Annotated in this window: 10 protein-coding genes and 2 tRNA genes; 6 read left to right on the forward strand and 6 right to left on the reverse strand. The window is 64.2% G+C overall.

From position 1 onward, the window contains the following. A partial coding sequence (locus U9J41_RS11955) for an IS4 family transposase (RefSeq protein ID WP_322402410.1) occupies nucleotides 1–920 on the reverse strand: 920 nt, incomplete at its 3' end. Between the two features lie 168 nt (nucleotides 921–1,088). After that, entirely contained in the window at nucleotides 1,089–3,311 is a 2,223-nt protein-coding gene (locus U9J41_RS11960) for a TonB-dependent receptor (protein WP_322402411.1), read from the reverse strand. 353 nt (nucleotides 3,312–3,664) lie between these two features. Here U9J41_RS11960 and U9J41_RS11965 point away from each other — a divergent pair. The 4 genes from U9J41_RS11965 to U9J41_RS11980 all read left to right on the forward strand — a co-directional run bounded on the left by U9J41_RS11965 (nucleotide 3,665) and on the right by U9J41_RS11980 (nucleotide 5,740). Continuing rightward, nucleotides 3,665–3,740 (forward strand) — tRNA-Val (locus tag U9J41_RS11965). Nucleotides 3,741–3,782: 42 nt separating this feature from the next. Continuing rightward, nucleotides 3,783–3,859, forward strand: a tRNA-Asp gene (locus tag U9J41_RS11970). 178 nt (nucleotides 3,860–4,037) lie between these two features. Then, nucleotides 4,038–5,111: a hypothetical protein gene (locus tag U9J41_RS11975; RefSeq protein WP_322402412.1), complete on the forward strand. Its 1,074-nt coding sequence runs from the start codon at nucleotides 4,038–4,040 to the stop codon at nucleotides 5,109–5,111. Beyond that, nucleotides 5,108–5,740: an ABC transporter ATP-binding protein gene (locus tag U9J41_RS11980; RefSeq protein WP_322402413.1), complete on the forward strand. Its 633-nt coding sequence runs from the start codon at nucleotides 5,108–5,110 to the stop codon at nucleotides 5,738–5,740. The genes U9J41_RS11975 and U9J41_RS11980 overlap by 4 nt, the downstream gene beginning before the upstream one ends. A gap of 66 nt (nucleotides 5,741–5,806) precedes the next feature. Here U9J41_RS11980 and U9J41_RS11985 read toward each other — a convergent pair whose 3' ends face one another. Further along, nucleotides 5,807–6,961: a GGDEF domain-containing protein gene (locus U9J41_RS11985; RefSeq protein WP_322402414.1), complete on the reverse strand. Its 1,155-nt coding sequence runs from the start codon at nucleotides 6,959–6,961 to the stop codon at nucleotides 5,807–5,809. A gap of 224 nt (nucleotides 6,962–7,185) precedes the next feature. Here U9J41_RS11985 and U9J41_RS11990 point away from each other — a divergent pair, with 224 nt between their 5' ends. Both U9J41_RS11990 and U9J41_RS11995 read left to right on the forward strand, forming a co-directional pair. Then, nucleotides 7,186–7,668: a cyclic nucleotide-binding domain-containing protein gene (locus U9J41_RS11990; RefSeq protein ID WP_322402415.1), complete on the forward strand. Its 483-nt coding sequence runs from the start codon at nucleotides 7,186–7,188 to the stop codon at nucleotides 7,666–7,668. Beyond that, nucleotides 7,668–8,801, forward strand: coding sequence for an AI-2E family transporter (locus tag U9J41_RS11995; protein WP_425260390.1), 1,134 nt, complete (start codon nucleotides 7,668–7,670; stop codon nucleotides 8,799–8,801). The genes U9J41_RS11990 and U9J41_RS11995 overlap by 1 nt, the downstream gene beginning before the upstream one ends. Nucleotides 8,802–8,882: 81 nt before the next feature. On the opposite strand, the gene U9J41_RS12000 is transcribed toward U9J41_RS11995, so the two are convergent. The 3 genes from U9J41_RS12000 to U9J41_RS12010 form a co-directional block, all read right to left on the reverse strand. Next, on the reverse strand, nucleotides 8,883–11,159 hold the full coding sequence (locus U9J41_RS12000; RefSeq protein WP_322402417.1) for a YgiQ family radical SAM protein: 2,277 nt from the start codon (nucleotides 11,157–11,159) through the stop codon (nucleotides 8,883–8,885). 77 nt (nucleotides 11,160–11,236) lie between these two features. After that, entirely contained in the window at nucleotides 11,237–11,518 is a 282-nt protein-coding gene (locus U9J41_RS12005) for a DUF4404 family protein (RefSeq protein WP_322402418.1), read from the reverse strand. Between the two features lie 126 nt (nucleotides 11,519–11,644). Continuing rightward, entirely contained in the window at nucleotides 11,645–13,771 is a 2,127-nt protein-coding gene (locus U9J41_RS12010) for a M3 family metallopeptidase (RefSeq protein ID WP_322402419.1), read from the reverse strand. Nucleotides 13,772–13,918 lie beyond the last annotated feature (147 nt).

Below are 13,918 nucleotides of genomic sequence, written 5' to 3' on the forward strand. Positions count from 1 at the left end.
CATTGGCGCAATTGATCGGCAGGAAAGCGTCGACGGTCCAGCAGCGAAGTCAAAAGATAAACGAGCCGCCCCTGCGGCGTAGGCGTCAGAACGGCCCGTGCGCGCCAGTGTGCGGGCAGGTCCGGATCTCGTTTGCGTGCTGCAGCTGAGACTTTCATCTCCACCACGCCGTCTTTCTCATCGCCTTCGATCAGGGTCCAGCGCGTGTTGGCCTTCGCTGGCACCAGAAAGTGGCGCTCGAGCCCATTACCGCTGAGCTTGCAGAGTAGTTCGGCTCCCAGAAAGCCGCGATCGAAGACCGTTAATGAGTGGTCGGGGATATCCGCCAATAGGTCCCGTGCGAAGGTGATTTCGCTTTGACGGTAAATGCCAAAACGCGCCGCCAGAACGAGTTGGGTATCGAGCACGCACAATGTGACCAAACGCGCATGGGGATAGCTGGCAGTGGCATCGCCCACGTAATGCGGTGCGCCGAAATGGTCCCGGTTTTCGGAACTGTCGGCCAGCTTGAGTGTGGTCCCGTCCATGGCAAGAAGTTGCAGGCCCTTGAACTGATACCGCTGCTCATCCTGCTGGTGCCAGCGCCGGGCCGAGGCGGCGAACAACCAGGCCAGCGGCTCCTCGCCAAGCCGCTGCCGCGCCTGGGTTGCGGCGCTATCGGTCACACAGCGGTCCTCCAGGTCCGGTAAAGCCAAGTCCAGTTCCGCCAACACTTGACGTACTGACCGGTGTCGGTACAAGGCCAGCGCAATCACCAGCCATACTACCTGCTGCGCGGGCAAACGCCGCTGGCGGATGCTGGCCTTGCCAGAATAGTTCAGTGCCGCCTCGATCCACTCGGCGGGAAGATGCTCGCCCAGCCGCCTCCAGTCAGGGGCTGCCAAGTCGACAGTAACAAGTGGTAGGGATTCAGATAACATGAAGGCCGCAGGTTAACAGCCCGCGGCCTCGTTTACAAGCGATCGTTGCTGAACTTGCCGCTTAACTTAACGGTATTAGGGTCAGAGCCCGGTTTTGGGCACAATCTTTGGGGCAAAAAAAAAGGCCGCGATCGCTCGCGGCCTTTCTGCCTGACGACTTGCTACAACTTAGAAGTTGCCTTTGAACTGAACACCGTAGGTGCGCGGGTCATTGGTGAAGCCCGTCAGGTTATTGAAGTCGATCGCACCGGTGATGCGGCGCTGGTCGAGGATGTTGCGGCCGAACGCGGCCACTTCATACTTGCCGTCTGCCCAGATATAGCCCAGGCGCAGGCCGCCTTCCGTCAGCGGCTTGCCCGTGAACTCTTTCGCTTCGTACAGGAAGAAATTGATCTTCGAACGGTACGACCAGTCGGTATAGACGTAGAACTCGCCGTCCGCCACCGGCATGCTGTAGCGGGCGTTCAGGTTCATGATCCACTTCGGTGCCTGTGGCAGCGGGTTGCCGTCGATCAGGACGTTGCCGGCGGCATTGAGCGGGTCGGTGATCGTGCACGCTGCGCACTTGCTCAGCGACAGGCTCGGGTCACGGATTTCGGTGAAGTTGTACGAGGCGCTGGCGCCGACGCGCAGGTCCGGCGTCACGAGGCCTTCGAAGTCGAATTCGGCGCCGCGGCCCTCGGTCTTCTTCGCGTTGATCAGCTTGGTGACGTTGGTGTTGCCGCCGACCACGGTCAGCTGCTGGTTCTTGACGTCGAAGTCGTACAGCGAGAACGCGACACGGGCGCGGCGCTCGAACAGGTCGGCCTTGATGCCGCCTTCGTACGAGGTGATGGTCTCGGCGTCGGCGACGGTGATGCCCACCGGTGCGAAGGTCGAGGCCGGCGCGATGCTCGGGGCGCGGAAGCCGGTCGCGATGCGGGCGTACAGGTTCACGTCGGCATTCAACTTGTACGTGCTCGACAGATCCCAGTTGATCTTGTCCTTGCTTTCGCCGACGCTGTTCGGGCCGACCGGGGTGAAGCCGATCGCGGTGACGGTGTGGAAGTCCTTCTTGTCGTCCGTGTAGCGGATACCGCCGCGCACCGACAGGGCGTCATTGATGTTGTACATCACGGAACCGAACGCGGCCCAGGCCTTGTTGTTCTGCTCGCTGGACTGGCGCGACGTGCGGGCGCCGGTGGCGCTGCTGTAGCCGTCGCTGCCGCCCGTCACGTCTTCCTTGAAGTAGTAGACGCCGGCCTGCCAGTGCAGCGGCCCCGCATCCTTCGATTCGACGCGGAATTCCTGCGAGTACTGCTTCAGGTCGTCGATGAAGCCGCCCGTCTCGGACTGGAACGGGATGAAGCCCGGGCCTTGCGGCGTACCGCCGTCGATGTCGCCGCGGCTGTAGTAATTGCCGACCGACTCGTACCCGGTGATCGAGTGGAAGAGGACCGGGCCCAGGTCCCACGTGATGCGGGCGTTGGCGCCGTTCGTTTTGAGGTTCTGGAAATTCTGGGCGTTGGTGACGATGCTGTCGAGGTCGTAGCCGTCGACGATGTCGTTCGTGCCCTTCTTGATCAGGTTCGCGCGGAACAGGCGGGCGCTGCCGGTGGTCGTGCGCTGGTGCACGTTGAACAGGGCGCTGAACGTGGTATCCGGCTTGTACAGGAATTGCACGCGTTCGGCATGTTCGTTGTAGCCGTCGAGTTCGCTGGTCTTGTTCGTCTTCGCGATGTCGCTGTAGTTGTCGACGAAGTCGTCGCGGTGCTGGCGCAGGGTCGATACGCGCATCGCCCACTTGTCCGACAGCGGCACGTTGACCGCGCCTTCGACGTTCGTGGTGCCGTGGGTGCCGTACGACACGTTGTAGTAACCCTCGACCTTTTTAAAATTCGGCTTTTCGGATTCGAATTTCACGACGCCGGCCGGGGTGTTGCGGCCGAACAGGGTGCCTTGCGGGCCGCGCAGCACTTCCACGCCGGCCAGGTCGAAGATCGGGAAGCCCTTCAGGATCGGGTTTTCCTGGACGATGTCGTCATAGATCAGCGACACGGGCTGCGATGCGAATTCGGAAAAATCGGTGTTGCCGTAGCCGCGGATATAGAAACGCGGGAACGTGCGGCCGTTCGAGGACTCAACGTTCAGGCTGGGCGTCTTGCCGGCCAGCAGGCGGATGTCCGCGCCGCCGGACACGAGCACGTCCAGCTTTTCGCCCTTGATGGCGGTGACGGACACCGGGACTTCCTTGATGTTTTCGGTACGGCGCTGCGCGGTCACGGTGACCGTCTGCAGTTGGGTCGCCTGCGCAGTCTGGGCCAGGGCCGCGCCGCCGGGTACGACGGCCAGCGCCAGCACCGCGCCATGCGCGGCGATGACGCGCTTGTGCATCTTCGACATCTTGATCATTGAGTTTTTCCTAGGGAAGAGTGAAAAAAACTGCCGCGTTGTCTCCGCTGTCTCTCCTGAGGCACCCGGGTAGGGCAGGCTGTGGGCCTCGGCAAACTCGCACCTGATTGTCGATGTCTAAATATTGCCGGCGTGTAAAACGGCAATTGTCGATTATGTGTATATCCTTATGCAAGGAATACAACCAGCCGCACACATCCTTACAACAGTCTGTTGCATATGAGAAAGTCGCATGCTGCATCCCTGTTCACTTTTTTCTGAAAACCCCTTGCACGTTTTTGAAGGGATACGCTATGATTCGGGCCTCTTCGGACGTGATGACAAACGTTGGCAAGAAACCGGAACAAAGTGACGGGCGCTTAGCTCAGTTGGTAGAGCGGATCCCTTACAAGGATTAGGTCGGGAGTTCGAGCCTCTCAGCGCCCACCAGGTTCCGGCAATTTGCAAAGTGAAGAACCGATCAAAGTAAACGGAGCGGTAGTTCAGTTGGTTAGAATACCGGCCTGTCACGCCGGGGGTCGCGGGTTCGAGCCCCGTCCGCTCCGCCAGAATTCAGATGTAAAAGTGTTCCCCCTGCGGGGAACACGTGTTGGGGGTCGAAGGGAATCGCTTGCAAGCGATTCCGCGGCCCGCGGAACGTGGGCGAGCCCCGTCCGCTCCGCCAGCATCAAGAAAAAAAGGTCCGATTCGTCGGACCTTTTTTCGTTTCATCCCCCGACTCTATCGATGACGCATCCTTACACCCGGTTCCGTCTCCGCCTCGCCCGCCACGCCCTGGCGCAACTGGCCGCGCGCCTGCGCGGCTCCGCCGAGATCGTCATGTTCGTGCTGGGTCCGACCCTCGTCGGGCTGCTCGCTTTTGCCGCCATGCCCGCGATGCTCGCAGCCGCCGAACCGCTGCCGCTCGCCCTGCCCCTGCTGTGCCTGCATGGTGTCGCGATGAGCCTGCCAATCGTGCTGCTGCGGCCCCGCGTCATGCCCGCGCACGTGCGCGCGTGGCTGCATCCGCTGCCGGTGCCGCCCGGCCTGTTGCTGCGCGCCTCCGCCGTCGTCGCCACCCTGTTGACCGGGCCGCTGGGCCTGGCGTACACGGCCTCGCTGGCGGTGTGGTTGTATCAACGTCCCGACTGGCTGGTGCCGCCGCGCGCCGTCGCCGGGACCGTGCTGTCCTTCCTGCTGACCTGGACGTGCGCCACCGTCCTGCTCGTACGCGGCGCCGGCCTCCCGCAACGCGCGCGCCGGGCGCCGGCGGTTGCCGCTGCGGGCACCCACCCGCCCGCGTCCCGCATCGGCGCACTGTATCTGTGGCGCCGACTGTTCTGGCTGCCGCTGTGGCGCGGCAATGTCGCCGGCGCGCGCCAGTGCGTGCTGCTGGCCGCCACCGCCGGCGCCGCCGCGCTGTGGATGATGGGACCGCAGGCCATGCCGCGCGTGCTCGGCGCGGTGCTGACGAGTATCCTGCTGGTCTTGCTCGTGCACGACGCCGACCAGGCGTTGCGGACCCAGCTGGCACGCGTGCGGGTGCCGGCGGCCGGCTGGCCCATCGACGTTGCCGCACTGGCCCGGCACGCACGCGCCATGACCTTGCTGATCCTGACGCCCGCGTTGGCCGTGCTGACCTGCATGGGCGCAGCGGCCGGTGCGTGGCACGGGACGGCCGCCCACCTCTTCCTCGCATTGGCTTGGGGCATTGCGCCGCTGCTCGTGCTGACACCTCCCTTCACGGCACGCGGCCGCATGGCGCTCGTTGCGTTCGCCATCATGCTGTTGTGCGCCACCGGAAGCAAATTATGGGAATGAGTCCATCCGTCGACGTCGAGAACCTCGGTTTTCACTTTGCGACGCGCAGCGTCTTCGTCGGGCTGAACCTGCGGCTCGGCCCCGGCCTCACCTGGCTGCGCGGCCGCAACGGCCGCGGCAAGACGACCTTATTAAAACTGCTGGGCGGCGCGCTGGCCCCGAGCCGCGGCCACATCCGCCTGGACGGGCTGGACAGCGCAACGGATGCGCTCGCCTATCGGCGCCTGAGCTTTTATTGCGGCGGAGAAGCGCCGGCACTGGACTGGCTGACGGCGCGCGAATGGCTCGAACTGCACCTGGCGCTCTACGCCGACGCCGACCGCGATGTATTGGGCCGGCACCTGGATGCGTTTCACATCGCCGACATCGGTGGCCAGCCGGTCGCGGGACTGTCGCTGGGCCAATACAAAAAGCTGCAACTGGCGCTCGCGCTCGCGCTGCCGGCGCGCCTGCTGCTGGTGGACGAACCGTTCAACGGCCTGGACGTGCAGGCGGTCGAGGTATTGGAGACGGCATTGACGCGCCGCGCGCACGCGGACAATCGCTGCATCGTGCTGACGAGCCACCTGGACCTGCGCATCCCGCCCACGGCCACGCTCGACCTGGACGCGCAGCCCGGTGTGCTTTGAATGTCGGCGGTTCAGGCCCGCTTGAGCAGGGACGCGCCGATCTCGACGCCATTGGATACCGGCGGTTCAGGCCCGCTTGAGGAGCGGTCCGCCGATCTCGACGCGGTTGCGTCCGCCCGTCTTGGCCGTATATAAGGCGTGATCGGCGCGCGCCAGGGCGGCCGTCAATTCCTCGCCCGGATCGATCATCACGACGCCGATGCTGACCGTCATGCGATAGGTCGCGGCGCAGGCCAGTCCCGGTGCCTCGGCGACGGCGACGCGCAGGCGTTCCGCCGCCTGCTGCGCACCCGCCAGCGACGTGCCCGGCATCGCCAGCGCGAATTCCTCGCCGCCCAGCCGGCCCATCACGTCGTTGTCGCGCAGGCTCGCACGCGCGGTGTCGGCGAACAGGCGCAGGGCCTCGTCGCCGCAGGCATGGCCGAAGCCGTCGTTGAGCTGTTTGAAATGGTCGAGGTCGAGCATCATCAGCGCGATCGGCTTGCGCAGGCGCACCGCCTGCTGGCGCGCTTTCTCGGCCCGTTCGAAAAAGGCGCGGCGATTCAGCATCTCGGTCAAGCCGTCGATCGTGGCCAGGTGGTGCATGCGCTGGTCGTCCTTGAGCTTACACAACAACAAGAAGCCGAATCCATTGACGATCATCAGTAAATAGCTCGCCAGATAAGCAAAGCCAACTACCGGATTCGCATCGAACCTCCCGACGCCGCCGTTTGCCACGGCCATCCACGTCCAGATCGCGATGGCGAACAGGGCATCGTTGGCGCCGATGACACGCTGCAGCAGCGGCGCGCCGGCCTGGGGCCGCAGCAGGATGGCGGCGGCGCCGGACGCGAACAGGGCGACGATCACGGCCACCACTTGCGTCATCTGCTCGCGCGACGCCTGAGCCATCGCCGCGGCGGCGACGACGAACAGCGCCGCGACGGCGGCCGGCGCAAGCACCCGGCGCCAGTTGCGGAATCCGAAGAACACGCAATACGACGCCAGTTCCAATGCGACACCGCCGACCCAGCCGAAGGCGGCCAGTTCCTCGGCGATGGGCAGTCCGGCATGCGGCGCCATCCAGCAGCAGATCTGCGCCAGCCCGGACGACAGGCGCGCCCACATCCAGGTGCGCAGGGCGGGATTCGGTACCGCGCCGCGCATATAGCCCGCCATCAGCAGGGCAAACGCCGTGTTACCGACGCCGAGCGCCAGCATGAAGGTCTGGATATCGATCACTCGGTTCCTCCTGGTCGGAAGTGGTGAGATGATGCCATTAATATAAGAAATATTTCCCAAAGGAATTATATTACACGTTTTTCAATCGGGTGCACGCACGATTTATATCAACTGTTGAGCGATATGCACCGTGATTGCCGAGCGTTGCGTAGTAGCTGCGCAAGCACAAATGAATCGTTCATAATTGACGTACAGCTACTCTGCTGCATTGTCCCGGAGCTTTCGTGATCTTTGGTTTCCTGAAATCGCACACCTTGTCCCCCCGTCAGCTCCGGCTGCAGAACACGCCACTGTTCCGTTCCCTCAAACCCCTGGAAATCAAGTTCGTCGACGGCCTCATGCATGAACGCCGCTACCTGCCGGACGAAATCGTGTTCGACGAGGGCGAGGAGGGCCAGGCCCTGTATCTGGTGATGAGCGGCCGCGTGCAGATCAGTCGCAGCCACAGCAGGGGCCGCCAGCTGGTCGGGGACCTGGGACCGGGCAGTTTCTTCGGCGACTTGGCCCTGCTGGACAATTCGCCACGCAGCGCCCAGGTGCGTGCCCTCGACGCCTGCGAACTGGCCGTATTCTTCCGCGATGACTTCCTGGCCCTGATGGAAACGGATGCCGTGATCGGCTACAAGATCTCGCTCGCACTGGCGCGCCACATCGGCCAGCGCCTGCGCGGCTGGCTCGACGGCCACGCCCAGGTGGAGGCCCTGTGATCAACGACGCACTCCGCGACGAGCGCAGCGGACCGTTCGTCTGGATCGGCATCGTCGGCATCACGTGTCTGCTGCTGGTGCTGCTCGAACACATGCTGTGGCTGGTGCTGCCCTTCATCCTCGGCACCGTCCTGTACTACATCCTGCTGGGTCCGATGCAACACTTGCTGCGCACCGGTTTTACCCGCAACGTCTCGGCCACGCTCGTGTGCGCCGTATTCTATGGCGCCAGCGCCCTGCTGCTGATGGCGGCGATGACCTGGACCGGATCCCCCGGCGACACCGACAGCTGGCACAAGACCGGCGCCCTGTACCTGGACGGCGGCGTCGCCTTCGTGCGCAACACGATGACGCTGCTGGAAGCCAAGTTTCCCATCCTGGCCGAGATGCACCTGACGGCGATCGTCAACAAGCGCTTCAAGGCCTATACGGACAATTTCGCCCAGCGCCACCTGACGTCCATCCTGCTGGGCGCGGCCGGCTGGCTGCCGTCGCTGCTGCTGGCACCGTTCCTCGCCTTCTTCTTCCTACGCGACGGCCTGCGCTTCAAAAAATTCCTCGCGCGCGCCGTGCCGAACGCCTATTTCGAACGCACATTGTTCCTGCTGCACCAGGTCGACCAGACGGCGCGGCGCTACTTCGAGGGCTTATTGAAACTGACCGTGCTGGACACCATCGTGCTCGGCTTCGGCCTGTGGGTGATCGGCGTCTCGTCGCCGCTGCTGCTGGGATTGATCTCCGCGCTGCTGGCGTGGGTGCCGTTCGTCGGCTCGATCGTGGGCTGCATGATGGTCGTGGTGGTCGCCGCCACGGACGCCCCGGCCAACCCGCTGATCGCCTACGGCGCGATCGTCGTTTTCATCCTGGCCCGCCTGCTGGACGACTTCGTCTTCATGCCGCTGACCCTGGGCCGCAGCCTGCACATCCACCCGCTGGTGACGGTGCTGATGATCTTCATCGGCGGCGCGCTGTCCGGCGTGGCCGGCCTGATGCTCGTGCTGCCGCTGCTGGGCGTCGTGATGGTGGTCGGCGAGACCATGGGGAGACTCATGACCAACCCGCGGCTCAGGGCGCGCCACCGGTATGCGCGCCGGTTGCGGGACAAGCAGGCAAGCGCGGATTTGAGCGTATAAAGAACACCGGGGTCAGAGCCCGAATTTAGGTAATGGCTTTTGAGCTATTGCCAAAAAACGGGCTCTGACCCCGGTGTGCGTTTATTTACGGCCTGCCTTGGGCTTGGACTTGATGGTCGACAGGATGCCGGCCTTCACCTTGGACGGCGGCGCCATGAACGGTGCCGGTTCGCCGCGGCGCTCGCCGCCGCGCCCGTTGCGCCGGGTCGCGACCTCGATCACGCGGCCTTTCGGCGCGTCGCTGCGCGGAGCCACCGGCGGACGGCGTTCGCCGCCACGCTGCGGCGCGGCGTCCTGTTCGGCGCCAGCCGGCGGCACCAGGTGGCGCTCGCCGTTGCCGATCAGGTCGCCGCGACCCATGCGCTTGAGACCCTCGCGCAGGACCGGCCAGTTTTCCGGATCGTAGTAGCGCAGGAACGCCTTGTGAAGCTTGCGGGTCTTGCCGCTCTTGGCCGTGACGACTTCTTCCGAATCCTCGGTGACCTTGTGCAGCGGATTTTTACCTGAGTGGTACATCGTCGTCGCCATCGCCATCGGGGTCGGCGTGAACGTCTGCACCTGGTCGAGGTGGAAATTATTCTTTTTGAGCCAGAGGGCCAGGTTCAGCATGTCCTCGTCCGTCGAGCCCGGGTGCGCGGCGATGAAGTACGGGATCAGGTATTGCTTCTTGCCCGCTTCCTTCGAGTACTTGTCGAACAACGCCTTGAACTCGTCATAGGCGCCGATGCCCGGCTTCATCATCTTGGAGAGCGTGGCCTCTTCCGTGTGCTCCGGCGCGATCTTGAGCAGGCCGCCGACGTGGTGCGTGACCAGTTCCTTGACGTATTCCGGCGAGCGCACGGCGAGGTCGTAGCGCAGGCCGGAGCCGATCAGGATCTTCTTGATGCCGGGGATCGCGCGCGCCTTGCGGTACAGCGAGATCAGCTTGCTGTGGTCCGTGCCGAGGTTGCTGCAGATGGTCGGATACACGCACGACAGGCGGCGGCAGCTTTCCTCGATCTTCTTGTCCTTGCACGCGAGACGGTACATGTTCGCGGTCGGGCCGCCCAGGTCCGTGATGGTGCCGGCGAAGTTCTTCGTCGTGTCGCGGATCAGCTCGATCTCGCGCAGGATCGACGGTTCCGAACGGCTCTGGATGATGCGGCCCTCGTGCTCCGTGATCGAGCAGAACGTGCAGCCGCCGAAGCAGCCGCGCATGATGTTCACCGAATACCGGATCATTTCCCAGGCCGGGATGTGCGCCTTGCCGTAGCTCGGGTGCGGCGCGCGCGCGTACGGCAGGTCGTAGACGCCGTCCATCTCGTCCATCGCGAGCGGCAGCGGGGGCGCGTTCAGCCAGACGTCGCGGTCGCCGTGCTGCTGCACGAGCGCGCGCGCATTGCCCGGGTTCGACTCCAGGTGGAACACACGCGACGCGTGCGCATACATCACCGGGTCTTCGCTGACGGTTTCGAAGCTCGGCAGGCGCACGACGGTCTTGCGCGCCTTTTCCTTCGCGGCGGCCTGGCGTTCCTCGCGCGTCATGATGACGATCGGCTTCACTGCCGGTTCCGGCGCGGCGTTGTCGAGCGCGCACTGCTTCGGATCTTCCAGCGCCATCGCATACGGATTCGGTTGCGCGTCGATGCGGCCCGGCACGTCCACGCGCGTGGAATTGTGCACGGTCCACTCCTCGTCCGGCAGCCAGCCGTGCGGCACGAGGAAGGCCGTGCCGCGCAGGTCGCGGATGGTCTTGATGTTCTCGCCTGCCGCGATGCGCCGGGTGATCTCGACGAGCGCGCGTTCGGCGTTACCGAAGATGACGAGATCGGCCTTCGATTCGAACAGCACCGAGCGGCGCACCTTGTCCGACCAGTAATCGAAGTGCGCGATGCGGCGCAGCGACGCCTCGATGCTGCCGGCGATGACGGGCACGCCCGGAAACGCTTCGCGCGCGCGCTGGCAGTACACGGTCACGGCGCGGTCCGGACGTTTATTCGGCTCGCCGTTCGGCGTGTAGGCGTCGTCCGAGCGGATCTTGCGGTCGGCCGTGTAGCGGTTGACCATCGAATCCATATTGCCGGCCGTGATGCCCCAGTACAGATTCGGCTTGCCCAGCGCGCGGAACGGTTCCACCGAGGTCCAGTCCGGCTGGCTGATGATGCCGACGCGATACCCCTGCGCTTCCAGCAGGCGGCCGACGAGGGCCATGCCGAAACTCGGATGGTCGATGTAGGCGTCGCCCGTGATCAGGATGATGTCGCACGAATCCCACCCCAGCTTGTCCATCTCGGCGCGAGACATGGGCAGGAACGGGGCGGCCGGGGCGCGGCTGGAACGTTTGGCGACGTTCGCGAAAAGATTGGCAGGGGAGTTCATTGGCCGGCATTTTACCGGAAAACGCTGTATTAATCTGCCGGCCGTCGTAAAAATGGCTTAATTTTCAATGGCTTGTCTCAAATCCCCATGCTCGCGAGGATATTGCCGAGCTCGCGCAGGGCCGGTTCCAGGTGCGGATGACGAATGGCAAACCGGGCCGTCAGCTCCTGCGTCCGCGAGGCCAGGCCGTAGGTCGTCGCGTCGGGATCCTGGGCGCGCTTGTCGAGTACGTGCTTGATGTCGCCGTCGAGCTGGCGCAGCAGCATTTCGAGCTCGTCGTCGACCTCGCCCCGCTCCTCGAGACTGCGGTGCAGGGCTTTCAGGTGCGCTTTCAGGGTGTCTTCGTTATCGGGCAGCATGGCTTTCTCACAGTAGAGTGTTGTGAGAAAGTTTATACCTGATGGGAGAGGATTGGCGCGCGGCGGTGTTTACGCGTGATAAAAAACGCCGTCCCCGCCGCGGCGGGAACGGCGTGCGGGTGTGGCTTACTCGCCCGTCAGGCCGCGGCGCTCCAGCAGCGGCTCGATCTTCGCATCGCGGCCACGGAAGTTGCGGTACATCTCCATCGCATCCATCGTGCCGCCGCGCGACAGCAGCATCTGGCGGAAGCGGTCGCCGTTCTTGCGCAGCAGGCCGCCGTTTTCCTTGAACCACTCGACGGTGTCGGCGTCCAGCTTCTCGGCCCACAGGTAGCCGTAGTAGCCGGCCGAGTAGCCGCCCGAGAACACGTGCGAGAAATAGGTCGTGCGGTAGCGCGGCGGGACGAGCGGGAAGTCGACGCCGGCGTCATGCAGCGCGGCCGCCTCGAAGCCCGGCACGTCGGTCGGGATCTGGTCGGCGCCCAGCTGGTGCCATTTCTGGTCGAGGATCGACGCGGCCAGGTACTCGGTCGTGCGGTAGCCCTCGTTGAACTTGGACGATGCCTGGACTTTATCCAGCAGCTCCTTCGGCATCGGCGCGCCCGTCTGGTAGTGCTTGGCATAATTCGCCAGCACTTCCGGCCAGGCCATCCACATCTCGTTGACCTGCGACGGGAACTCGACGTAGTCGCGCGGCACCCGGGTGCCCGAGAAGCGCGGGTATTTCACGTTCGAGAACATGCCGTGCAGCGCATGGCCGAACTCGTGGAACATCGTGCGCACTTCGTCGTACGTCAGCAAGGTCGGCTCGCCGGCGGCCGGCTTCGGGATGTTCAGGTGGTTGGCGATGACCGGATGCGTGCCCATCAGCTTGTTCTGGCTGACGTAGGCATTCATCCACGCTCCGCCGCGCTTGTTCGAGCGGGCGTACGGATCGTGCAGGAAGATCGCGAGCTGCTTGCCGTCGGCATCGAACACGTCGAACACGCGCACGTCCGGGTTGTACACCGGCAGGTCGTGACGCTCCTTGAACGTGATGCCGTATTCCTTGTTGGCGGCATAGAACACGCCGTTCAACAGCACGTTGTTGTACTCGAAATACGGACGCAGCTGGTTTTCGTCGAACGCGTAGCGGGCCTGGCGCACCTTGTCGGTGTAATAGTTCCAGTCATAAGCGGTAGCCTGGAACTTGCCGCCTTCGGCATCGATGACCTTCTGGATCTCGGCCGCTTCCTTTTTCGCATTGCGCACGGCCGGCTTGGCGAACTCGGCCAGCAGCTGGTTGACGGCGCCCGTCGTCTTGGCAGTCTGGTCTTCCAGCATATAGGCGGCGTGGCTCGGATAGCCGAGCAGCTTCGCGCGCTCGGCGCGTGCCTTGACGAGGCCCAGCACGACCTGGCGGTTGTCGTAGTCTCCGCCGTGGCTGCCGCGCGCCAGCGACAGCGCCAGCAGTTTCTCGCGCGTGGCGCGGTTGGTCAGCACGGACAGCGGCGCCTGCTGCGTCGTGTTCACGACCGGCACCTTGAACTTGCCGTCCAGCCCATCCTTCTTCGCCAGCGCGGCGGCGGCGTCGATCGCCTTGTCCGACATGCCGGCCAGTTCCGCGCGGGTGTCGACGACGAGTGCCGACGCGTTCGCTTCCTTGAGCACGTTCTGGCTGAACTGGGTCTGCAGCGCGGCGATCTTGCCGTTATACGCCTTCAGCGTTTCCTTGTCGGCGGCGGACAGCTTGGCGCCGGCCCGCACGAAGTCGGTGTGATAACGCTCGAGCAGGTAGGCCGATTCCGGATCGAGGTGCAGCTTGGCGCGCTTGTCGTACAGGGTCTGGATGCGCTTGTAGAGCTTGTCGTTCAGGCGGATCTTGTCGCTGTGGGCGGCCAGCTTCGGCGCGAGATCCTTGTCGAGCGCGTCGAGGGTCGGATTGGTGTTGCAGCCGACCAGGTTGAAGAACGTGGTCGAGACGCGGTTCAGCAGCTGGCCCGAACGCTCCATCGCGACGATCGTGTTGTCGAAGGTCGGCGCCGCCTTGTTATTGGCGATGGCGTCGATTTCCAACGACTGCTGGCGCATGCCTTCGTCGAACGCCGGCGCGAAGTCGTCGTTCTTGATCTTGTCGAAGGCCGGGTACTGGTATTGCAGGGTGCTCGGCTTGGCGAACGGATTGGACGCCGGCAGCAGCGAAGCGGGGGCGGCATAGGCCAGGTTGGCAACGGCTGCGGTAACAGCGACGGCCAGGATGTGCGAACGGTTCATTGGTTGGGATCTCCGGAGGGTTGTCGGATCGCCCATGCTTGTGCCACGGGCCGATCTCTTTTTGTGCTGCGCGCACACCCATCCGTGCCGTGCGGTTTATCGATCACGTACGGACACCGGAATGGAAACCGCCGGGCGAGCCCGGCG

It is taken from the genome of Massilia luteola, assembly GCF_034420155.1.
GTDB classification, from domain to species: Bacteria; Pseudomonadota; Gammaproteobacteria; order Burkholderiales; family Burkholderiaceae_D; genus Telluria; species Telluria luteola.